Source organism: Hominilimicola fabiformis, assembly GCF_020687385.1.
GTDB classification, from domain to species: Bacteria; Bacillota; Clostridia; order UBA1381; family UBA1381; genus Hominilimicola; species Hominilimicola fabiformis.
This window is the reverse complement of record NZ_JAJEQM010000001.1, coordinates 269418-292115: the sequence shown is the minus strand read 5'-3', so window position 1 is coordinate 292115 and position 22698 is coordinate 269418. Positions and strand designations below refer to the sequence as shown.

21 protein-coding genes are annotated in these 22698 nt (G+C 38.3%); 4 read left to right on the top strand and 17 right to left on the bottom strand.

Annotated elements, in window-relative coordinates; translation table 11 throughout:
* Positions 1 to 226: 226 nt before the first annotated feature.
* The 5 genes from LKE05_RS01445 to thiC all read right to left on the bottom strand — a co-directional run bounded on the left by LKE05_RS01445 (position 227) and on the right by thiC (position 6529).
* Positions 227 to 1024, bottom strand: a complete 798-nt coding sequence (locus LKE05_RS01445) for a hypothetical protein (protein WP_022229754.1) — start codon at positions 1022 to 1024, stop codon at positions 227 to 229.
* A 165-nt stretch (positions 1025 to 1189) separates the two neighbouring features.
* Positions 1190 to 1915 carry an amino acid ABC transporter permease gene (locus LKE05_RS01440; RefSeq protein ID WP_308455701.1) on the bottom strand — a complete coding sequence of 242 codons (726 nt, stop codon included), beginning with the start codon at positions 1913 to 1915 and terminating at the stop codon, positions 1190 to 1192.
* A gap of 64 nt (positions 1916 to 1979) precedes the next feature.
* Complete coding sequence (locus LKE05_RS01435; protein ID WP_022229752.1) at positions 1980 to 2819, bottom strand: amino acid ABC transporter substrate-binding protein; 840 nt, start codon at positions 2817 to 2819, stop codon at positions 1980 to 1982.
* Between the two features lie 172 nt (positions 2820 to 2991).
* A complete protein-coding gene (locus LKE05_RS01430) occupies positions 2992 to 4320 on the bottom strand; it encodes an NlpC/P60 family protein (RefSeq protein WP_308455700.1) in 1329 nt (442 codons plus the stop codon).
* A gap of 904 nt (positions 4321 to 5224) precedes the next feature.
* Positions 5225 to 6529: a phosphomethylpyrimidine synthase ThiC gene (gene thiC, locus LKE05_RS01425; RefSeq protein ID WP_308455699.1), complete on the bottom strand. Its 1305-nt coding sequence runs from the start codon at positions 6527 to 6529 to the stop codon at positions 5225 to 5227.
* A gap of 269 nt (positions 6530 to 6798) precedes the next feature.
* Between thiC and LKE05_RS01420 the strand changes: the two genes are divergently transcribed.
* The 4 genes from LKE05_RS01420 to LKE05_RS01405 all read left to right on the top strand — a co-directional run bounded on the left by LKE05_RS01420 (position 6799) and on the right by LKE05_RS01405 (position 9728).
* A complete protein-coding gene (locus LKE05_RS01420; RefSeq protein WP_117967841.1) occupies positions 6799 to 7632 on the top strand; it encodes a YihY/virulence factor BrkB family protein in 834 nt (277 codons plus the stop codon).
* Between the two features lie 63 nt (positions 7633 to 7695).
* Positions 7696 to 8115, top strand: a complete 420-nt coding sequence (locus LKE05_RS01415) for a hypothetical protein (RefSeq protein WP_308455698.1) — start codon at positions 7696 to 7698, stop codon at positions 8113 to 8115.
* An 8-nt stretch (positions 8116 to 8123) separates the two neighbouring features.
* On the top strand, positions 8124 to 8960 hold the full coding sequence (locus tag LKE05_RS01410) for a DUF6734 family protein (protein ID WP_308455697.1): 837 nt from the start codon (positions 8124 to 8126) through the stop codon (positions 8958 to 8960).
* Between the two features lie 60 nt (positions 8961 to 9020).
* A complete protein-coding gene (locus LKE05_RS01405) occupies positions 9021 to 9728 on the top strand; it encodes a DUF421 domain-containing protein (RefSeq protein ID WP_308455696.1) in 708 nt (235 codons plus the stop codon).
* Between the two features lie 530 nt (positions 9729 to 10258).
* On the opposite strand, the gene gdhA is transcribed toward LKE05_RS01405, so the two are convergent.
* The 12 genes from gdhA to LKE05_RS01345 form a co-directional block, all read right to left on the bottom strand.
* Positions 10259 to 11605 (bottom strand): NADP-specific glutamate dehydrogenase, encoded by a 1347-nt coding sequence (gdhA, locus tag LKE05_RS01400; protein WP_022229745.1) that lies wholly within the window; start codon positions 11603 to 11605, stop codon positions 10259 to 10261.
* 210 nt (positions 11606 to 11815) lie between these two features.
* On the bottom strand, positions 11816 to 13618 hold the full coding sequence (locus LKE05_RS01395) for an ASKHA domain-containing protein (RefSeq protein WP_308455695.1): 1803 nt from the start codon (positions 13616 to 13618) through the stop codon (positions 11816 to 11818).
* A gap of 56 nt (positions 13619 to 13674) precedes the next feature.
* Positions 13675 to 14454, bottom strand: a complete 780-nt coding sequence (locus LKE05_RS01390; RefSeq protein WP_022229743.1) for a polysaccharide deacetylase family protein — start codon at positions 14452 to 14454, stop codon at positions 13675 to 13677.
* Positions 14455 to 14652: 198 nt separating this feature from the next.
* Positions 14653 to 15081 carry a threonine/serine exporter family protein gene (locus LKE05_RS01385; RefSeq protein WP_308455694.1) on the bottom strand — a complete coding sequence of 143 codons (429 nt, stop codon included), beginning with the start codon at positions 15079 to 15081 and terminating at the stop codon, positions 14653 to 14655.
* Positions 15078 to 15836, bottom strand: coding sequence for a threonine/serine exporter family protein (locus tag LKE05_RS01380; protein ID WP_308455693.1), 759 nt, complete (start codon positions 15834 to 15836; stop codon positions 15078 to 15080). The genes LKE05_RS01385 and LKE05_RS01380 overlap by 4 nt, the downstream gene beginning before the upstream one ends.
* A gap of 331 nt (positions 15837 to 16167) precedes the next feature.
* Positions 16168 to 17100 carry a cysteine synthase A gene (cysK, locus tag LKE05_RS01375; protein WP_022229740.1) on the bottom strand — a complete coding sequence of 311 codons (933 nt, stop codon included), beginning with the start codon at positions 17098 to 17100 and terminating at the stop codon, positions 16168 to 16170.
* A gap of 42 nt (positions 17101 to 17142) precedes the next feature.
* Positions 17143 to 18432 carry an O-acetylhomoserine aminocarboxypropyltransferase/cysteine synthase family protein gene (locus tag LKE05_RS01370; protein WP_022229739.1) on the bottom strand — a complete coding sequence of 430 codons (1290 nt, stop codon included), beginning with the start codon at positions 18430 to 18432 and terminating at the stop codon, positions 17143 to 17145.
* Positions 18433 to 18959: 527 nt separating this feature from the next.
* The gene (gene epsC, locus LKE05_RS01365) at positions 18960 to 19886 is read right to left on the bottom strand and encodes a serine O-acetyltransferase EpsC (protein WP_308455692.1); all 927 of its coding nucleotides are present in this window, start codon (positions 19884 to 19886) and stop codon (positions 18960 to 18962) included.
* A gap of 70 nt (positions 19887 to 19956) precedes the next feature.
* Positions 19957 to 20511: a GNAT family N-acetyltransferase gene (locus LKE05_RS01360; RefSeq protein ID WP_337869742.1), complete on the bottom strand. Its 555-nt coding sequence runs from the start codon at positions 20509 to 20511 to the stop codon at positions 19957 to 19959.
* Between the two features lie 313 nt (positions 20512 to 20824).
* Positions 20825 to 21421 carry an accessory gene regulator B family protein gene (locus LKE05_RS01355; RefSeq protein ID WP_118446486.1) on the bottom strand — a complete coding sequence of 199 codons (597 nt, stop codon included), beginning with the start codon at positions 21419 to 21421 and terminating at the stop codon, positions 20825 to 20827.
* A gap of 2 nt (positions 21422 to 21423) precedes the next feature.
* Positions 21424 to 21579 carry an AgrD family cyclic lactone autoinducer peptide gene (locus LKE05_RS01350; RefSeq protein ID WP_118446488.1) on the bottom strand — a complete coding sequence of 52 codons (156 nt, stop codon included), beginning with the start codon at positions 21577 to 21579 and terminating at the stop codon, positions 21424 to 21426.
* Positions 21580 to 21666: 87 nt separating this feature from the next.
* Positions 21667 to 22641 carry a sensor histidine kinase gene (locus LKE05_RS01345; RefSeq protein ID WP_308455690.1) on the bottom strand — a complete coding sequence of 325 codons (975 nt, stop codon included), beginning with the start codon at positions 22639 to 22641 and terminating at the stop codon, positions 21667 to 21669.
* Positions 22642 to 22698 lie beyond the last annotated feature (57 nt).

The following is a 22698-nucleotide window of genomic DNA, read 5'->3' as shown; positions in this document are numbered from 1 at the left end:
TCTCAACCCGAACACTTCTCTTCCCGTGTTCTTTAGCCCTCTCAACTGACGACTTGATTATTATACACTCTATTACCCCTTTTGTCAACACTTTTTTTCATTTTTTTTGAACTTTTTTCATTTTTCTTTTTGCCACACTATATATTGTAGTTTTCACTTTCTGCAACCACTAATCCTATAAAAGCACAAAAAATTACCGCTCCAAGAGCGGTAATTTTAATTTACATTATTGAGCCGAATACTTTGTATCTGACTTACCGATTGTTACATTAGTCAAATCAAAGTCATAAGTGTTACCTCTTATATAACCCCAACACGTTGTCTTAATACCTGTGACACCTGATGGAATTGATGCTTGGTAAGCTGCATCAAGAAGTGAGCCGACTACCTTCCCCGTTTCTACATCAGTAACAACAGCACTGTATTCTTCAAAGTTGTTATCAAGAGTAACTCTTACTTTGTACCACTTATCAGCTTGAAGTGTTGCCAAATTTTCTGTTCTTACACCGTTATTTGCTGTTACACCGTTAAGGCTGAATCTTAGATTCAAAGCAACTTGAGTTGCCGCATTAAATCCACTGCTTGTCGGGTCTTCAAACCAACCCATCATAAAGTTGAAATCCTGTGTATCAGCTTTTAGACGAACGTCATATTCGGCGATACCATAAGGTCCCATTGTCTTAGCAAGGTTTCTGTTATAGAAATACATTGAACCTGCACCGTCGCCCGAACCTGTCTTATCACTGTTTGACCAGAAGTTACAATAATTTACGTTTCTTTGATCATCATGATAGAATGTCTGATAATGAACGCTCGCACTACCCTTTGAAAGCCATGGAGAACCATCCATAATGATTCCAAGACCATAATAGCCTGTACCCTTAGCTCCTCCGATAGAAACGTCATTAAAATCAGATTTTTCCACATAATGTGTGCCTTGTTCGGCATTTGCAATCATAGGCATTGCTATAGCCTGCACACCAAGTACACACGCTGCAGCTATAGATAATAGTTTCTTTTTCATTTAATTCTCTCCCTTTCTTACTTTACGCTATCATATTAATTGTATTTTACCTTCTTTTATACAAAAAATAAATACAAAAAGCAGATATAATTGTTCAAAAAAAAGTAATACTGCAATTAACACAAAAGGGATACCGCAATTTATGCAATATCCCTCAATTATATTCTATTTTACACCCTGTTCCGATATAGACAACCGTTTTTCCACATAGTTAAATCCAAATGTCAAAATAAGCGTTATAACAAGGTAGAAAAGCGCCGCCACAAGGTACGGAGATACACGCATATCTCTGTTTACGGCACGTTGAGCCGCCTTTAACAAGTCGATAAGTGCAATTGACGATGCCAATGCCGTATCTTTTACAAGCACGATTGTTTCATTCGCAATCGGTGGAATGACTGTTCTTATCATCTGCGGAACTATTACATATCGCATAGTCTGTATTCCTGTGAGTCCCAATGCCTTTGACGCCTCATACTGTCCTTTGCTCACACCTATTATACCGCCGCGAAATATTTCCGCAAAATACGCCGCGTAATTAAGCACGAATGAAATAACTGCCGCCGTAAACATCGAAAGCGTTATCGACTCACCGTTCGGCAATGTTACATATGTAAGTCCGAAGTAGAAGAAAAACAACTGCAGCAAAAGCGGTGTTCCTCTGAATACCCACAGATACACATTTATAATAAATCGGATTGGCATTTTCACAATCCATCGGATAACAAAATTATCAGTCGGTCTTTTGCTTACCGCTTCTTTGAAAAGTGATATTAAAAGTCCAAGAGGCAGCGACAGCACAAGTGTCACCACGAATAATTTAATTGTAATCTTTAAACCCTCAAGCATTTGAGGCAGTATTTGTAAAATATACTTAATAGAATCTTGCATATGTATTCTCCATAAATGCACAAACCGCTGAAATACGTTATTCCAACGGTTTGCTTATTTTTAATTATTTAATTAGGTCTTCTCCAAACCATTTTTGTGAAATTTCCGAAGTTGTGCCGTCTGCTTTACACTCGTCAAGTGCCTTGTTTATAGCCTCCATAAGTGCATAGTCGCCTTTTCTTCCGCCGACACCGTAATCTTCTTCATCAAAACCTTCTTCAAGAACTGTGTACTTGTCAAGCAAGTTTTCTTTTTGCAAATAGTATCTTACGAATACTTCATCAATTACAGCCGCATCTGCTCTACCGGAATCAACTTCCATAAGAACCTGTGAATTTTCCTTGAAACGAGAAATGTTGTCATCGCCGACCGATTCGTATGTAGCTGTATCAGCTTTCAAAGCGTCTTCTGATGTTGAACCGTCCTGAAGTGCAATCTTCTTGCCTGCAAGGTCGGCTTTCTTTGTTATATCAGAACCTTTTTTAACAACGATTGATTGCTTTGTTGAAAGATAAGGATTAGAGAAAAGAACTTCTTGACGTCTTTCATCTGTGATTGAGAAACCGTTCCAGATAACGTCAATCTTACCTGACGAAAGTTCCATATCCTTTGAATCCCAATCTATCGGTTTAACTTCTACGTCCACGCCCATCTTTTCACCGACTGCTTTTGCAAGATCTATATCAAATCCAACGATTTCGCCGTTATCATCTGTAAAGCCCATAGGTGCAAAGTCTGCGTCAAGTCCCAAAGTAAAGTGACCTGCCGCCTGTACATCTGTCAATGATGTATCTTCCTTAGACTCGCTTGTTGTGCTTTCGTTTGATGAACTGCCACAGCCTGCAAGCATTGATATGCTCAACGCACCTGCAAGTGCAAATGTAAATACTTTTTTGATATTCATATTAAATTTCCCCTTTAAATTATAATTACTATATTATTATACTGTATCAATTTAATTTAGTAAAGTGTTTTTTAAAAAAATATTGCACAAAATATATAATCATATTTGTTCAAATCATTAGCCACAAAAAAACGAACTGCAAATAACATTACAGTCCGTTTTACTATACATATTAATCAATTACCCTTTTACCGCCCAAAAATCTTGATGAATAGTAACTTGAGTCAATAGAAGTATATTGAATCACCTTACCTGTTGACGGAGCATGAATCATCATTCCGTCGCCTACATACATACCAACGTGAGATGCATAACCGCCACTTCCGAAGAATACAAGGTCGCCCGGTTGAAGTTCGCCTCTTGTTTCATATGTACCCGGACCGTGAAGTTGGTCATCGGCTATACGAGGTATTGAAATACCGTTTGCACGGCATACATACTGTACAAATCCCGAACAGTCAAAACCTGATGGTGTTGTACCGCCCCATAGATACGGTACGCCAAGATATTTAGCCGCTTCTGTAAGCAAGCCTTGTGCGGCAGGATTTTCCTGAATATATTCACTGTTTGGTATTATCGGCTTTGCCACATATTTAAAGTCAACAGGCAGGCTGTAAACTTCTGAGCCGTCTGCAATAACAGCACCGATTGTTATTGAGTAATCATTACCGGCTCTAAGCGAACCTTCGCTGACTTCAACGCTTTCGCCGTCATATACGTCTGACAAAAGAACTGAACTTGCGTTTGCGTCCTTTATAATAACGTGATATGCTTGTGCATTACTTACAGGTGTCCAAGACACTGTAAAGTTGCCTTCTTCAATTTCTGCACCGTCTTCCGGAAGTGTTATTTCAGGAAGTTCGATTGAATAATCACCGCTCTTAAATGTATTGTATGAACGATTGATACTTGAAATGGCTTGTTCTCTTGTTGTTGAACCCAACGGCGAGAAGTTTTCATCGTCAACACCGCTCATTAATGAGTAGTTAAGCATTGTAATTACCGATGATTTAGCCCAAGAGCTAACTTCGTCAGAATCTTCAAATGCGTTGACAACATCAGCGTCGTCATAACCGTCTGAAAGGTTAAAATTGACTTCACTTGCAGTAAGTGTACTTACAAGCATTTTTGCCATTTCTTCACGTGTCACAAGTCTATCAGGTGTAAATGTATTATCACCTGTACCGGAAACCATTCCATAACAGTAAGCTTGGGCTACCGCCATGCTATCTGTATCTTCAAAAGGTGACACTTCCGGTTCTATCATATCTTCACCTGTAAGCTTTTCGTATAAGTTTACCGCAAGCTCACAGAACTCTTCACGAGTTATGTTATCCTTTAGGTTGTTTGAAACCACCGAGTACGAAACAAGGCCGGCTTCATTAGCCTGTTGGTAGTCGGATACAGCCCAGCCGCTTAGGTCTGCCGCAAAAGCAGAAGTTCCTAAAACCGCTGACATCGATATAACAGATAAGATAATCTTCTTTGCTAACTTATTCAAGATATAATCTCTCCTTTTCACTTTAAAGACCTTTACCCTATGAGTTTTTTTCTATGTTTGTATTATCCGCGTTAATATTTTGTCTTACGTTCATAGTCTTTGCTTTTTGAACGTTGACTGTATTGTAACACTAAAAAATAGCTGTGTCAAGCCTTTGGCAAGTAAAAATGTTAAATTTCTTAAAATTTTTGTATTGTTTTTGTAAAATTACAGTAAAACAGCTGAAACATTCGCGTAATTAAGCTGAAATATTACAAAAATTTGTTCATTGTTTTTACAGTATATTACATTTATGATTAACATAAAAAACTTTACAACTACAATATATTGACATATTTTTTTATCCCACGCAAGATATTGAACGATTTATGTTAAAACTTGCACATAATATTACAACTTTGTTACAAAATTTTAAGAAGTTGTGAAGAAATTGCTACAATCCGCACCACTGTGCGGTTTTTCCTGTCAAAATCTCTGAGAAATTCTTTAAAATATTTTTTTAATCACATCATATTTTACTCATTTTCGTTCGAGTTTCTTCTTATTATAATAAATTTTTTATTGAATAAATTTTCATTAATAAAAACATCCTCAAAAACACCGTTTTTAATAAATACAGCGTCGAATTTGTTACATAACTCCATGCCGCCACTCCACCGCAAGCGGTCCCATCTCCTCAAGGAGAGGCTTTCGACACACAACGCATTCCGCATAGCTCCCCTTGAGGGGAGCTGTCAACGCGGTTGACTGAGGGGTGGCTCTCTCATATCTTTTATCTCCCATCCCTCCGTATGGGGCGACCAATGATCGCCCCTACATTGCTCACAACATCTCCGCAATGCCTATTTTCCCACGTAAAAAGCGGACAACCTTAGTTATCCGCTTTAAATATGTACACATTCAATTATTTAACATCAACCTTTTCACCGGCGAGAATTTTATTCATAGTTCTTGCAGCGCACATCTTACCGCACATTGAGCAAGTATGTTTTTCTTCCGGCGGCAATTCGTTATAATATCTCTGTGGTTTTTCAGGTTCAATAGCATATTGGAACATTTCGTCCCAGCACACACGTCTTCTTGCGTCACTCATCTTGTTGTCAATATCTCTTGCACCCGGCACACCCTTAGCCATATCAGCGGCATGAGCGGCGATTTTAGCAGCCACAATACCCTCTTTAACGTCATCGGCATTAGGAAGTCTTAAATGTTCCGCAGGTGTTACATAGCATAGGAAATCAGCACCGTTTGCCGCTGCAATAGCACCGCCTATTGCAGAAGTGATGTGGTCGTATCCCGGTGCAATATCGGTTACAAGAGGACCTAATACGTAGAACGGTGCATTATGGCAAAGACGTTTTTCAAGTTTCATATTTGCCGCAATCTCATCTATCGTCATATGTCCCGGACCTTCAACCATAACTTGTACATTCTTTTCCCAAGCACGTTTTGTCAAAATACCAAGCTCAATAAGCTCCGTAATCTGCGACGCGTCTGTCGAATCATGTGTAGAACCCGGACGGCAAGCGTCACCAAGGCTGATTGTTACATCATATTTTGCAAGTATGTCAAGCACCTTGTCATAATACTCATAAAACGGATTTTCATTGCCTGTCATTTCCATCCAAGCAAAAATCAACGAACCGCCCCTTGAAACGATATTTGTAAGACGGCCACCCGATTCTTTAAATATTTGAGCAGTTCTGCGATTTATGCCTGCGTGAATTGTCATAAAGTCAACACCCTCTTTAGCGTGAGCCTCTATAACCTCCAAAAATTCGTCAGCCGTAATATCTGCAAGCTCTTTATCAAGATAACCAACCGCATCATACATCGGCACTGTACCGATCATAGCAGGGCATTCGTCAATAAGTTTCTGACGGAATTCGTGAGTTTTGCCGTAACAGCTAAGGTCCATAATAGCCTCAGCTTTCATATCAACAGCCATCTTAACCTTTTCCCATTCAATACTGTAATCCGTACAGTCCTTTGAAATTCCGAGATTTACGTTTATCTTTGTTTTAAGACCTTCGCCGACACCTTCCGGACTTATAGCCTTGTGCATTTTGTTTGCAGGAATTGCAACACTGCCTCTTGCAACTCTTTCACGAAGTTCCTCTGCGGTTATATTTTCTTTTTTAGCCACTATTTCCATCTCAGGTGTTATAATACCCTTTTTAGCGGCATCCATTTGTGTTGTATAATTCATATATATCTCCTCTTTCTTTTTATTGAGCATAAAAAAATGCTCTCAAAAAGAGAGCTGTTTCCAAAATCCCGTTACGGCATTACCCGCATACGGTCAATGGGTCGAAGTCAAACTTCCTCTCAGCCGAAAAGCTCCCCTTTTATGTGGATATTATATACTAATACTCACTCACTGTCAAGGTAATATAACGCAAATGTTAATTAAATTTAGTAGACTAAAAATTCAATATGTGTTATATTATAATATAGTAACTGATAGGAGAAAGTTTTATGAAAACGATAAAAGACATATTTTCAAAAATCATAAAATTTATATTGAAAATTACCGGTGATGATTTGAGCATATACGCCGCCCAGGCATCTTTTTTTATTATAATTTCGGTTATACCGTTCAGTATGCTTGTACTTTCAATAATCAAACTGTTCATTAATATAGACATAAACTCAATATTGCACACAATAAATTCATTTGCCCCTGCGGCAATCAGCACGTTTCTTACGGAAACAATAACCGATTTATTTACCAAAAGCGGCTCGGTGCAAGTCATTTCCGTAACCGCCGTATCAACACTCTGGCTTGCGTCAAGGGGCGTTATGGCACTGTATACGGGACTTAACAAAGTCTACCGTTCACGCAGCAAAAATTACTTTATCGGCAGACTTATTTCTATATTATATACGCTTGCATTTATTGCGGCACTTATCTTGACGATTGTGTTTTTCGGTTTCGGAAGCAAGCTCGAATACTTTATCAATTCACATTCGCCGTTTTTCTCGACATTGCTCGACTTCTTTTTAAGAGGCAAGATACTTATATTTATGATTTATCTTACCTTTGTATTCGCACTGTTCTACAAGTTTCTGCCTAAAAAGGACAATCGCTTTAAGGCACAGCTTCCCGGTGCGGCATTTTCGGCGGTCGGCTGGATGGTGTTCTCATTCTTCTATTCAATATATATAGAACACTTTTCAAATTATTCATTCGTTTACGGTTCACTTGCCGCAATCGTATTTTTAATGCTTTGGCTTTATTTTTGTATGAACATATTCCTGTTCGGTGCACAGATAAATAAAATGATTGAGGATGGTTTTTTTCAAAAATAACTCTATCCGTTTTATCATTTTTATGATATAATTATAATATATTTTATATAGGGGGGTTAACGTATGACATTTGACACAATCGCATTTACGCAGGACGAGCTTGACAATGCGTTAAACTTATGCTGTACGTCAATCGGGCTTTGCGATAACGACTTTATATTACCTCAAATAGCCGGTGTAACATACATATCAATAGGCGAAATATCCGCAAAAGCAAAATTCAAAAAAGACGATATGAAAAAGCACAACATAAATTGTATCGGATTTGTACCGCAATTTGCACCACAGATATGCGAACATTCACCTTCGGTTTCTTCCTATATAACGTCATATATAACATCATATCAATATGAATATGAGTACGAATACATAACAAGCTATTCATCATCATACACCACCTCGGCACAATCATCATTTGCCACAAGCTTTGTAACAGGCAGTGGGTGTATATATATAAACGGTTACGGAATTAATCTCATATAGGTGGCAATATGGACGCAATACATATAAATTGGACAAAGCCTTTCAGAAACAAATTTAACGCACCTTATGAAATCGAAGATTTTGAAATACTCACAACAATTCTTTCCGCATTGAAATGGCGTGAAAAAAACGGTAATATAAAAATGGTTACCGATTCCGTAGGTGCACAATATTATAAAAAAACAGGTCTTGACGTTATTTGGAACAGTGTTGAAAATATTCTTGACAATGTCGATGTCAACAGCAATGTTTTTTGGGCGGCTGGCAAAATATTTGCCCTAAAGGAGCAAAACGCACCTGTTGCAATGATTGACACGGATTTTGTCGTGTGGGAGAAACTCGACGAAGAAAAACTCGCCGATGTGTCGGTTATCCACTTTGAAAATCTCTATCCGGACGTTTATCCCCCAATAGACTTCTTTCATATGGATAACTATGAATTTGACATTGATTTTGATTGGAACATAAAAGCGTGTAACACCGCATTTTGTGTAATAAAAAACGAAAAACTGCTCCGTTATTATACGGATAAATCAATCGAATTTATGCGTCATACAAGCGAACAAAACGACAGACTTGCATATATGGTGTTTGCGGAACAGCGTATGTTGCCTATGTGTGCAAAAAAGCTCAATATGAGCATTATGTCATTTTCGGACTTGAACAGGCTTTTTAAAAACGGCGACAATATGTTTACGCATACATGGGGTATGAAACAGCAAATGCGCGACAATGCTTTTTTAAGAGCCGATTTTTGCAGACGATGTATTAAACGAATTATTAGAGATTATCCCGAAATGAAAAATATTATTATGAATATAGAAAATCTGAAACAGTATTTTTAAAATACTGTTTTTTTGTGCATACTATTAATATATTTACCATCCAAAAGAACGGAGATTATTATGGAATTTATAAAAATTATACTTACATCAGTCGGCTCAATCATCGCATTGTTTTTCTCAACAAAAATAATCGGCAACAAGCAAATGTCGGAATTGAGTATGTTCGACTATATAAACGGTATAACTATCGGCTCTATCGCCGCCGAAATGGCGACTTCGCTTGACGGCAAGTTTTACTATCCCCTTACTGCGATAGTAATTTATACCGTCATTATGTGGTTTATATCATATCTTACCGAAAAAAATATTAAACTAAGACGTTTCTTTACGGGACGGTCAATAGTTTTAATGCAAAGCGGTAAAATATATCAGAAAAATTTTAAGACTTCAAAAATAGATATAAACGATTTCCTTGTACAATGCAGAATAAACGGTTTTTTCACATTAGATGATGTCGATACCGCAATACTTGAACAAAACGGTAAAATATCGTTTTTGCCCAAAGTACAGGCACGCCCTGCTAATGTGCAGGATATGAACATCGCAGCAAAACAAGAAAAGCTGTCCTTTACAGTTGTTCTTGACGGACATATTATGGAGGAAAATTTAAAACTCAGCGGCAATAATAAAAAGTGGCTTGAAAATGAATTGCAAAAGCAAAAAATCGGCAATGTGAAAGATGTGTTCATCGCACTTTGCGACGGTAATAATACATTGTCGGTTTATAAAAAAACAGACGATTCACCAAAGAATGACCCGTTTCAGTAATGATGAGTTGTTACGAACGATGTAGAGGCGATCATCGGTCCCCCATTAACGACGCAGGGATGATCATCGGTCGCACATTAACAACGTAGAGGCGATCATCGGTCGCACATTAACGATGTAGGGGCGATCATCGGTCGCACATTAACGACGTAGGGGCGATCATTGGTCGCCTATTAACGATGTAGGGGCGATCATTGGCCGCACATTTTAAAATAGAGAATAAACAAGAACCCCCCTCAGTCGGCATAGCCGACAGCTCCCCTCTATGGGAGCCTTTGGATTGGCTGTTATTCAAAAGCCTCTCCTTGAGGATAGGGGGACCGCTTGCGGTGGAGTGGTGGTAAGGGATACGGAACGTCGAGGTACCGTATCCTACGAATAAAATTGCCGATGAACTTCATAAAGGCTCCCCTTGAGAGGAGCTATCAATGCAGTTGACTGAGGGGTGGCATAATACAATAAAATACATCAACCAATACAAAAAAGGTGTTTCCGATTGGAAACACCTTTTAAAATTCAAAATATTATAATTAGCAAACGCCCTGAGCCATCATAGCGTCAGCAACCTTCATAAATCCGGCAATATTAGCACCGGCAACAAGGTTAGTCTTTCCGCCGATTTCGCAGTTATATTCCTTAGCTGCAGCAACAGAATTCTTGTAAATTGTAATCATAATGTTATGTAGCTTTTCATCAACTTCTTCAAATGTCCATGAAAGTCTTTGTGAGTTCTGGCTCATTTCAAGAGCTGAAGTAGCAACACCACCGGCATTTGATGCTTTACCAGGAGCAAAGTAAACGCCGTTTTCTTGTAGATATTGTGTAGCCTCAAGAGTTGTAGGCATATTAGCACCTTCTGCAACGATCATTGTACCGTTTGCAACAAGAGCCTTAGCGTCGTCAATAAGCAATTCGTTTTGTGTAGCACATGGAAGAGCAACATCAACCTTAACTGCTTGCCATAGACCTGCACCTTCAACATACTTAGCATTTGGTCTGTAGTTAAGATAATCCTTAATTCTGCCTCTCTTAACTTCCTTGATTTCCTTAACTGCTGCAAGGTCGATACCTTCTTCATCAACAACATAACCGTTTGAGTCAGAAACAGTGATAACCTTTGCACCAAGCTGCTGTGCCTTTTCACAAGCGTAAATAGCAACGTTACCTGCACCTGAAATAGCAACTGTCTTACCGTTAAAGTCAGTACCCAAATCCTTAAGCATTTCCTGAGCGTAGTATACAAGACCGTAGCCTGTAGCCTGAGTTCTTGCAAGTGAACCGCCCCAAGTTAAACCTTTACCTGTAAGAACGCCTTCATATACGTCCTTTAATCTCTTATATTGACCGAACATAAATCCGATTTCTCTTGCACCTGTACCGATATCACCGGCAGGAACGTCTGTATCAGCACCGATATGTCTGAAAAGCTCTGTCATAAAGCTCTGGCAGAATGCCATAACTTCTCTGTCTGACTTACCCTTAGGATCGAAGTCACTACCGCCTTTACCACCGCCGATTGGAAGTGTTGTAAGTGAGTTCTTGAAAATCTGTTCAAAACCAAGGAACTTGATAATACCAAGGTTTACTGATGGGTGAAGTCTTAGACCGCCCTTGTATGGACCAATAGCACTGTTGAACTGTACTCTGAAACCTCTGTTTACCTGTACCTTACCGTTGTCGTCAACCCAAGGAACACGGAACATAATCTGTCTCTCAGGCTCTACTATTCTCTCAAGCAATGAAGCCTTCTCGAATTCAGGATGCTTCTCAAATACAGGTTCAAGTGATGTTAGAACCTCTGTTGCCGCCTGTATAAATTCAGGCTCGCTTGCGTTTTTCTCTTTTAACTTTGCTAGTACGTCTTGTGCGTATGACATAGTTAAACCTCCTCTAAAAATTAATTTTTTTCTCATCAGAGTGTACAATGTTTGCTATGGTTCACTCTGTTGTGCCAATCTAACATATATTTTAGCATTATTTTTATGATTATGCAACAAAAAATTTGAATTTTTTTCAAAAAAATATTGATGTTTTTCGAATATGGCTTAACTATGCCGTTGTTAGTTTTGCGTAACTTTTTATTTCTTTCAAAAATTCATATATTCGATATACAATTTTTCAAAATCTTCACTGTTTCCGAGTGAAATTTCGGAACTGATTTCCTTTATACGACCGATTCTTTCATCGCCGTCCTGCCTTTCGGCATATTTGACGCAACCGCCGAGCGAGCTGTTACCGATAACTTTCGTCTTACCCAAAAACTCACGCGGCAATATTCCGATATTGCAAGCCTTTTCAATCGAAAGACCGTAACCGAAACCGCCGGCAAGATACACCGTATCAATTTGTGAAAGCTCTGTTCCCCACGACTTCGCAAGCACATCAATACCGGCTCTCACCGCCGATTTTGCCATTTGCACCTGACGAATATCATTTTGCGTAAACACAACGTCCTCCGCGACCTTATAACCGTTTATAAAATAGTCGTCATTCAAAAGACCCGTTTTATCAATTATTTTTTCGTCAAGCAATTCCGAAACCAACTCAATTATACCCGTTCCGCAAAGACCGACAGGCGGTTTATCCGCGATAGTTTTTAGTGTCCCCATTTTTAAATCAACACCGCATACCGCACCGTCAACCGAACCTATTCCGCACGAAATTCTTCCGCCCTCAAAAGCAGGTCCTGCGGCAGTAGACGTAACAATCATTTTATCCTTATTGCCCAACGCCATTTCACCGTTTGTACCCAGGTCAATAAACATATTAACCTTATCCGATTTATCAAAATCACTCATATAAAGTCCGCTCACTATATCGCCACCTACAAACGCAGATATACCGCCGTATACAACTGTTTCAATCGGCGAAACCTTACTTTTTGTAACTTTATCAAGCGTAGTTTTTAGTGTCCCCAAGTGTTTTGATTTAAAAGGATATTCACCGAGTGTACCGCAAGAATATCCCATAAGCAGATGTACCATTGTTGTATTGCCCGCGATAACAACTTTTTTAGTGTCCCCAAATTCTTCGGTCACTTTTTTATATCCGCTTATAATCGTATAACGCATAACAGCCGAAAGCTCGTCCAACCTTCCTCTGTTTGCCGACTCGATTCTTGAAAGAACATCCAGTCCGAAACGTCTTTGAGGATTAATTGTTCTGTATGTTTTTAGTGTCCCCTTATCCGTCACAAGTTCAAAAGCAACAGTAGTTGTACCTATATCAATACAGACTGCACTGTCACCATCTTTAAAATTCGGTTTATACTCATAACTCGACAGCACTTCAAATCTGCCGTTTTTTATATTACTTCTTCTCGGGCAGTCAAAATTAGAACACTTTGAACAGTCGTGCTGTGCGTTAAATACCTTTTCATCAGTCGTAAATTCAAGTATGTAGCCAAAAGTTTTTACGGGTTCAAACATAAAACCGCTTGTCATTTTTATTCCGTCAACGCCTGTTTTCACGACAATAACGGATTGTTGAGAAAGCGGAAAATCTTTCGGTGCATCAAGACGTTTTTTAACACCCCAAGACTTTTTTGCACACAAAAGCTTTATATTTTCGGCAAGCACATCATCCACCATAAAAAGATACTCGTCCGCCATTGCGTCAACAAGTATACCTTTCATACCCTCACCGTTGTCAAAAAAGCTTTTTGATATTCCGCTAATTTTTTCACCGACCGTAAGTATGCAATATGCTTTCATACCCTCCGTTACGGCAACTGCACGCGGGGACAGTAAATCCATCACCGTTTCTTCAAGCTCGTCAAAATAAGAAGAAACAGTTCCATACACACTGCTCCCCTCAAAACACCCCAAAGTTTTTAATACTTTATCTTTATCTATTTTTATCGAAAAATCTTTAATCTCTATTCTATTCATATCATACTACCCCTCATTTATAAAAACAGCGGTACTTTTCACCGTACCGCTGATGATTAATAAAATTTACCGTTTGCCCTGTCAAACACCTGTTGAGTTCCGGCAGAGTATTCTCTGTTCATACGTTTTAACGGACTGTATGTATTGCCGGTAAAGAAATTCACACCGTACACCGTACTGAATGAAATCTTATAACCAAGCTGACTTTTAACCGCATTATCGAGTGTTGTCGTATAATATCCGTACGGCCACGAAATACTTGTCACATCTTTTCCGGTAACTTCTTTCAAAATTTCTCCGTTACTCTGAATATCATCGAGTATATCGCCGTAAGCGTTTGTATTGTTGTAAATCGCCTTTAACTGTTCCTTAGGCATACTGTGAATACCGTTTGTGTGATTGCCTATTTCGACAAGTCCGCTGTTCGCCATTTCATATGTTTCATCAGACGTCAAATAACCGTAACGGTCTATGTATGAGCCAATCAAAAACATTGTAGCCTTTGCGTCATTTTTCTTTAATATCGGAAATACCTCCGTATAGAAGTTTGAGTATCCGTCATCAAATGTCAAAAGCAATATTTTTCTGTTGTCAATATCAGCCATATTCGCCGTTGCGAGTTCTGTCGCGGTCATCGGTATATATCCGCAGCTTTTAAAGTATTGTATATCCGCATCAAGCTGCTCGGGTGATATTGTATAATCATTCCAACGTGACGAATCAGTTGTCACACTGTGATACATCAGTGCCGCAACCTTTGCCGCCGCACTTGCCGACACATTACCCATTGAAAAAAGCGTTATAAGCACCGCCATAACGGCAATTATCTTTTTCATTACTATCGTAAAATCCTTTCCTCCTGCACCGTAAAAATGCGGTGTATAATTTTTACTTCTATCTTGCCTATTGTACTATACAACATCGTTTCTGTCAAGCCAAAGTATATGAGCTGTCGATATTTTGTCGATAGCTCATAAAATCACATCTTGCAATGTATTTTTTGAGTATTTTCAGAGAAAAAATCTAAATTGGCATTATTTTCTCTTGAAAAACATTTTATTCGGCAATGCAAACACAAGTACAATCCCCACCGCAATCGCTACGGCAACTTTTATTGTATCAACGCCTGTGTACATTGCTTTCATATAGTCCGACGATATTATGTTATAAACAGTGTTATACATACCCGCACCGGGTACAAGCGATATTATTCCCGAAATCAAATAAACCGTAACGGGCATACGTCTTACGTTCGCCAAAATTCGTGAAAATACCGTCACGGCAATCGACGCAACAAATATAGCAAGTGCCGTTTCGTCGCTTATTCTAAGTGTAAACAAATACACCCCCTCTGCGACTAAACCTGCGATTCCGCAAAATATCAATTCACTTCGGCTCACGTTAAATATCACTGCAAAAGCCATTGTCGCCGCAAAAGCGACAAACATTTCAAGAAAAATCATCCCATAACACCTCCCGTCATATGACCGAAAATGTACATAACACTGCCCGCACCTGTGGCAAGTGCAATCGCCACGACTATCGCATCAAACAATCTCGCACCGCCCGAAAGGTAATCTCCGGCAATAATATCACGAATTGCATTAGTTATTGCCAAACCGGGTACAAGCGGCATAATAGCTCCCGTTATCATAGGATTAATATTTTTTCCCAAACCTATTGCATAAAAGAGTAATATCAGCAACGCAATAACAACTCCGCCCGAAAATGTTATAATAAACTCCGCCGTGTGATGTTTTCTCAAAAACCATATAAAAACATTGATAACCGCACCGACCACAAACGAATTAAGTCCGTCAAACGCATTACCGCCAAACAACAACGTAAAAAATCCGCAGCAAAACGCTACCGCAACAGTTTTAACCCATAACGGATAAGGTTTCTGTGCCATTACATATTCAAAGCGTTTTAAAGCTTCTTCAAAGTCGATTTTATCATCAGCAATATCTCGTGACATCATATTAATTTTCGATACTTTATCAAGGTTTATAGTCCGTCTGCGAACTCTGACCGTTTTTGTAACATCGCCGACAGTGACAAACAGTCCTGTCATTACGACCAAAACCTCACTTTTACCGTCATAAAAGTGCCGTATTATCCTCTCAACCGTATCTTCGACACGACTCGTTTCCGCACCGCTTTCAAGCAGACCTCTGCCGACATCCGCCGCAAATGTCACAAGTTCATTTATCTGCATATTCTCATCTCCTCACACAATATGCAGACAACGCCAAAACTTATATATCCTTTACCGAATTAACCTTTAATACAAAAAGTATTGACGCTCCTACACTTATAAGTATTGTTCCCACTATAACCATAATATTTACCTCCGTTTTTGTCAAGGTGATTTTAGGAAATTTCTCGTTTTTTTACCCTCAAAACCCAAACTTCACTTTGACAATTTAGCGACAATTTAGCTTTATTATGATTACATTATAACAACTACAATGTCCGAAAAACCGTACACAAAAAAGATGGCATATAAATGCCATCTTTGGTATAGTGAACAAATTTTAAATACTGAATTATTCAGCGAACATAGGAGTTGACAAGTATCTTTCACCTGTATCAGGCAAAAGAGCTACGATTGTCTTACCCTTGTTTTCAGGGCGTTTGGCAAGCTCTGTAGCCGCCCAAACAGCCGCACCTGATGAAATACCCACAAGTACACCTTCACTGCGGGCAATATCTCTGCCGGTCTTGAATGCGTCCTCATTTTCAACAGTAATGATTTCGTCATAAACCTTTGTATCAAGAGTTTCAGGAACGAAACCTGCACCGATACCTTGAATTTTGTGTGCACCTGCTTTGCCTTGTGACAATACCGGTGAGCCTGCAGGCTCAACTGCAACAACCTTAACGTCAGGGTTTTGTGACTTTAGATACTGTCCTACACCGGTAACTGTACCGCCTGTACCTACGCCGGCAACAAATATATCAACTTTACCGTCTGTATCTGCCCAGATTTCAGGACCTGTTGTTGCTCTGTGATAAGCAGGGTTTGCAGGGTTTGTGAACTGGCTTGGGATAAAGCTGTTTTCTGTTGTTTCAGCAAGTTCCTTAGCCTTTTCGATAGCACCCTTCATACCCTTTGCACCGTCTGTCAAAACAAGTTCGGCACCGTATGCTTTTAATAGATTACGTCTTTCAATACTCATTGTTTCAGGCATTGTGATTATAATTTTATAACCTCTTGCGGCTGCAACCGACGCAAGACCGATACCTGTATTACCTGATGTTGGCTCGATGATAACAGAACCTTCCTTTAACTTACCCTCTTGTTCAGCCTCATCAACCATTGCCTTTGCGATTCTGTCTTTTACCGAACCGGCAGGGTTAAAGTATTCAAGCTTACCAAGAACGGTTGCTTCAAGGTTATTCTTCTTTTCATAGTTTGCAAGTTCCAATAGCGGTGTACCACCGATAAGATCTGTAATTTTCTGATATATCTTTGACATTTTAATTCCTTCTTTCTGACTTTTAACACAATTTACTTAAAATTAGTCAACGGCGTTGAATGCGTCGTCAAGAGCTGCAATAAGGTCATCAATATTTTCTGTACCGATTGATAGTCTTATTGTATTTGGCTTAATACCCTGTTCTGCAAGTTCCTGTTCATTGCACTGTGAATGAGTAGTTGTAGCCGGGTGAATTACAAGTGACTTAGAGTCTGCAACATTTGCAAGAAGCGAGAAAATTTCAAGGTTATCGATAAACTTGTGAGCCTCTTCAACTCCGCCCTTGATTTCAAATGTAAAGATACTTCCGCCGCCGTTTGGAAGATACTTCTTGTATAGTTCGTGGCTTGGCTCTGTAGGTAGTGACGGATGATGAACAGCCTCTACCTTTGGATGCTTGTTTAGGTAATCAACAATCTTTAGAGCGTTTTCAACGTGACGTTCAACTCTTAGTGACAAAGTTTCAAGACCCTGTAAGAAGATGAATGCGTGGAACGGTGAAAGTGTAGCACCTGTGTCACGAAGCAGGATAGCTCTGATATATGTTACGAATGCGGCAGCTCCTACATCATTTGCAAAGCTGATACCGTGATATGATGCGTTAGGCTCTACAAGGTGAGGGAACTTACCCGACTTAGCCCAGTCAAAGTTACCGCTGTCAACGATTACACCACCGATTGCAGTACCGTGACCGCCGATAAACTTAGTTGCACTGTGAACAACGATGTCTGCACCGTATTCGATTGGTCTTACAAGATAAGGTGTAGCGAATGTTGAGTCAACTACAAGCGGAATGTTATGTGCGTGAGCAATCTTTGCAATTTCTTCAATATCAATTAGGTTTGAATTTGGGTTACCAAGTGTTTCAATGAAGATTGCCTTTGTGTTATCCTGAATAGCTGCTTCAAATGCACCGTCAACTTCAGGGTCAACGAATGTTGTTGTAACACCGAATTCAGGGAATGTATGTTCAAGATAGTTGTATGTTCCGCCGTAAATTGTCTTTGCGGCTACGATGTGATCGCCTTGCTTAGCAAGTGTTTGGAATGTATAAGCAAGAGCTGCCGCACCCGATGCAACTGCCAATGCTGCAACACCGCCTTCAAGGGCTGCTATTCTCTGTTCAAAAATATCTTCTGTAGGGTTTGTAAGTCTGCCGTAGATGTTACCTGCATCTCTCAAACCGAAACGGTCAGCTGCGTGCTGTGAGTTGTGGAATACGAATGATGTTGATGCATAAATCGGAACAGCTCTTGAATCTGTAACAGGATCTGCTTGTTCCTGACCAACGTGTAATTGCTTTGTTTCAAATCTCCAATTCTTATTTGACATAATTTTGTACCTCTTTCTTTCTCAATTTTTATATTTATGTGTATTGTTCTTTCTTATTAAATTAGTTACAGCAACAGCAACACATTCGTCCGTTCTGTACATACTTTAGATTTTGTGTTATCATATCGCATTTTCCTTTCTTCTCTTTTCCTATGGAATTACTATGATTTGTATTATAGCACATTTTTCCGATTTGTCAATACCTTTTTGAAAAATTTTTTATAAAAAATAAATATCCGCTAAAATTCTTCGATTTTATGCGGATATTTACCTCTGAAATATTATCAAAAATCATATTGTATATGTTCAGATTGCTGACAAAACCGTTATGGTTTTGTCTACTGTATTCTTGGGGAAGTTTGAGGTGCAGCCTCATTAAAAATCATTTCTGGCGACATGTGCGGCAGAAATGACTTAAAATCTAAAGTTTCGACTTCGGAGGAACTTTATGATTTTTTCTTTGAAAATACTCAAAAATTACATCGCAAGATGTGATTTTTGGAGCTGTCGACAGGCTCGCAAATTTTTTATATACACCAATCCCAATAACCGTCCTTCATAGACGCATTTCCGACACTGTACTCAAGTTCGGGATTTTTCACGCTGACTTTCATACCCTCCGAAACGGAATTAACGATAAACGCATTACCGCCGATAGTCGTACCCTTACCGACAACCGTTTCACCGCCAAGAATAGTCGTACCCGAATATATCGTAACGTTGTCACTGATAGTCGGATGACGTTTAACACCCTTTAACTGCTGACCTTTTCTTGTCGAAAGTGCACCTAAAGTAACGCCTTGATATATTTTTACATTATCGCCGATTTCGGTAGTTTCACCTATAACAATACCTGTACCGTGGTCTATAAAGAAATATTTGCCGACAGTCGCACCCGGGTGAATATCTATACCTGTTGTGCTGTGAGCATATTCCGTCATTATTCTCGGAATCATAGGCACGCCCAAAAGCCACAATTCGTGAGCAATTCTGTAAACAGTGATTGCAAACACTCCCGGATAACAGAAAATTATTTCATCTGTGCTGTATGCCGCAGGGTCACCGTCATACGCAGCTTGAATGTCTGTATTTAAGTATTCTCTTATTTTCGGTATTCTCTTTAAAAATTCAAAAACAACTTCTTCCGCTTTTTCCTCTGCCTGTGCCTTACTGCACTCTCTGCATACATCTTGATTTGCAAACGCGTTTGATACCTGTTTCTTCAAATGATACTGTATAAATTCCAGTCTTTCACCGACAAGAAACTTTAAGTATTCACTTCTGACCTTGTTGTTGTCAAAAAAGCCCGGAAAAAGCACTTTTCTTATTTCATCTATAATTTCTATAAGAATATCCTTGTTAAGCATATTCTCTTCGTCAATTCTCGCTGTAATGTCACATTCATTGTAGCTGTCTAAAATCACATTGACTAAATCTTCTACTTTATTCGCCATATGTAAACCTCCTTATGTACTATTTTATGCACTGTTCCTATAGTCTATCACACATATCGAAAATTGTAAACTAAATTTCAGGTTTTGTCACCGCGTCGGGATTAACCTTATGTTCGCCGATAAATTTCTCCATCCAAATCATATCGTACCACTTGTCGAACTTGTAACCGCACTTTTTGAATGTGCCGATAAGTCTGAAACCCATATGCTCGTGGAACTGCATACTGTTGTTTGTCAAATGCCCATCTTCATTGTCCGTATACGCAATACAAGCATACATATTAAGAATGTTTTGTTTTTTCAATCTTTCTTCAAGTTCAAGATACAACTTCTTGCCGTATCCGCCACCTTTTTTGTCCTCTCTTACATATATAGTCGTTTCAACGCTCCAGTCATACGCCTTACGTCCTTTGAACGTTCCCGCATATGCATAACCGACAATTTCATCGTCCTCAACCATAACAATGTAAGGATACTTTTTTGAAATATTTTCAATACGACTTCTAAACTCGTCTACAGACGGAGTTTCATATTCAAACGATATTGTTGTATTTTCGACATACGGACGGTATATTTCAACCAACACTTCCGCGTCGGATAATTCAACATTTCTTATATAACTCATTTTCATTTCTCCTCTAATCTCATAAACTACTAAAATTATATCACACAGTCATTTTACCGTCAATCCATTCTAAAATAAATTAATCGAGTTATTCCAACATATCCCTGTAAAAATAAAAAAACATCGTTTGCTTTGGAGAAATGCAAAAACCGATGTTTTTTCGATTGAAATATATAAAATTTTAATGAATCTGATGTAGTAATATTATCTCAAAAATAAAAAAAAGTAAACAGTTTACGACTAAGTGGTAGCTTAATCCGGAAACTTGGTAGCAAAAAAATGTGATATTTGTAAAAATATCACATTTTTCGAGTTAATTCTGTTCAATTTTTTTCCTTTTGTAGTTCAACAATTTTATCTTACCCATAACCGCAAAAAGTAAAATATCAACGACGCTTATTGCCATTGTTTTTACCATTTCCGTCAAACCGAACGCGCAAATCACACCAAATATTACAAGTGTAATACAAAGTACAATTCTCGCCCTTTTTCCGAAAACCTTAACTTCGATTTCTTCCAAAGGTTTGTTTATCGCCTCGATTGGCGAAATTGCAAAGAGTACCCCAATAGATAAAACGGTTGCGACTATGTATACGCCAAGGTTATACGGAAGATATTTAATAGCAAGCAGAACGCATATGCACATCGTACTTGACGACATTAAACACGTCAAAGATGATTCACAATGGTATCCGCCCACATATTTACGAATAAACTTGTACATAAATCCGAAAACGATAACTTGCGGTATCATTTTCATTATTATACCTATTATAAGCATTGTCAAATCACTGACAATAACACTCATTACAAGGTCAAGTCCGTAAGTATATTCTTCCTGTTCTTCCTTAGGTATGTAACCTAACCTAATGGCATATGCCACAGCCCATTCCGAAAATTTACGAAACATAATTAGAACTTACGATACTTCTTAAGTCCTTTTGGTGCTTCCGGCTGTCCATTCCAAATTGTTGATGTTGAATTACTGTTAATTACAAGCATCAATGCTGAGCAAACAGGCACAATTTTAATTAGTGTTGGAACTACTTTGTTTAGGAACTTTTTCATAATAAAACATCCTTTCTTATCTTTACGTTTACCTATATTCCTACAATCACATTATAACATTAAATGTCAACAATGTCAATATAAATTTTAAATGTTAATTTGTGAATTATTTATAGAAATAACGGTTCTAAACATACCTTTAGCTTTGTCATACGACCAACTCATTTTACCGTCATATTTGCTTAATGAATTATTTATACTCTTAATACCGATTCCGTGAGAATTACCGTCATCTTTCCCACTTCTCAACATACCTTCTACAACTATCGGCTCTTTATCAGCATAATTTTCAACTTTAATAACACTAAATGCGTTATTAACTGTATATAAATCAATAAAAATATCTTTTCTTGCCGAGTCTGAGCAAGCCTCTATTGCATTGTTAATCAAATTAGAAAATATAGCAACCGTGTCCATTCCGTCTATAAAATCAAGTTTCGGGTTAGTTGAGGTTATGTTTAACTTAATTCCGTTTTCTTCACACTCTTTTTTCTTGCGAATAAGTAATATATTAAGAATATTGTTGTCACTGTATTTTTCTATTTTTGAATCCTCACACTCTTTTTCAATCTTTCCTACATATTCTTGTGCTTTTTGAATATCTTCTGAAATTAAAGTTTTCAAAACATTTAGATGTTCTCTAAAATCATGATTCATTATTCTGCTGTGTTCATATTTTTCATTTAACGTCTTGTATTCTTCTAATTCAATACAGTTTTTATAATTTTCATCTTCAAGTATTCTTATTCTTCTGTTTTTTGCAAGCATAAATTCGTTTATCGAAAAAGTAACAACATTTAAGGTTATTGCGATAATACAAACCGAAGAAAATATACGCTTGTCAATATTCAGCGGATAAACCATAATTAAACACACAAAAGTCATTATAGGAACTACCGCTAACAACAGAGAAGATTTTTCTGAAGAAATCACCTTTTTTCTGTCTACTCTTTTCATAAAAAACACCGATAAAAAGTATATCAATTTTCCCGCCACCGTTATAATCATTGACTGTTGAGGCGTGACTTCTAAAAAGCTTTTCTTGTCTAATCCCATTTTCATAGTAAACGCTACTATTATTTCACCCAAAAACATAAACACCAACAACATTATTGTTTG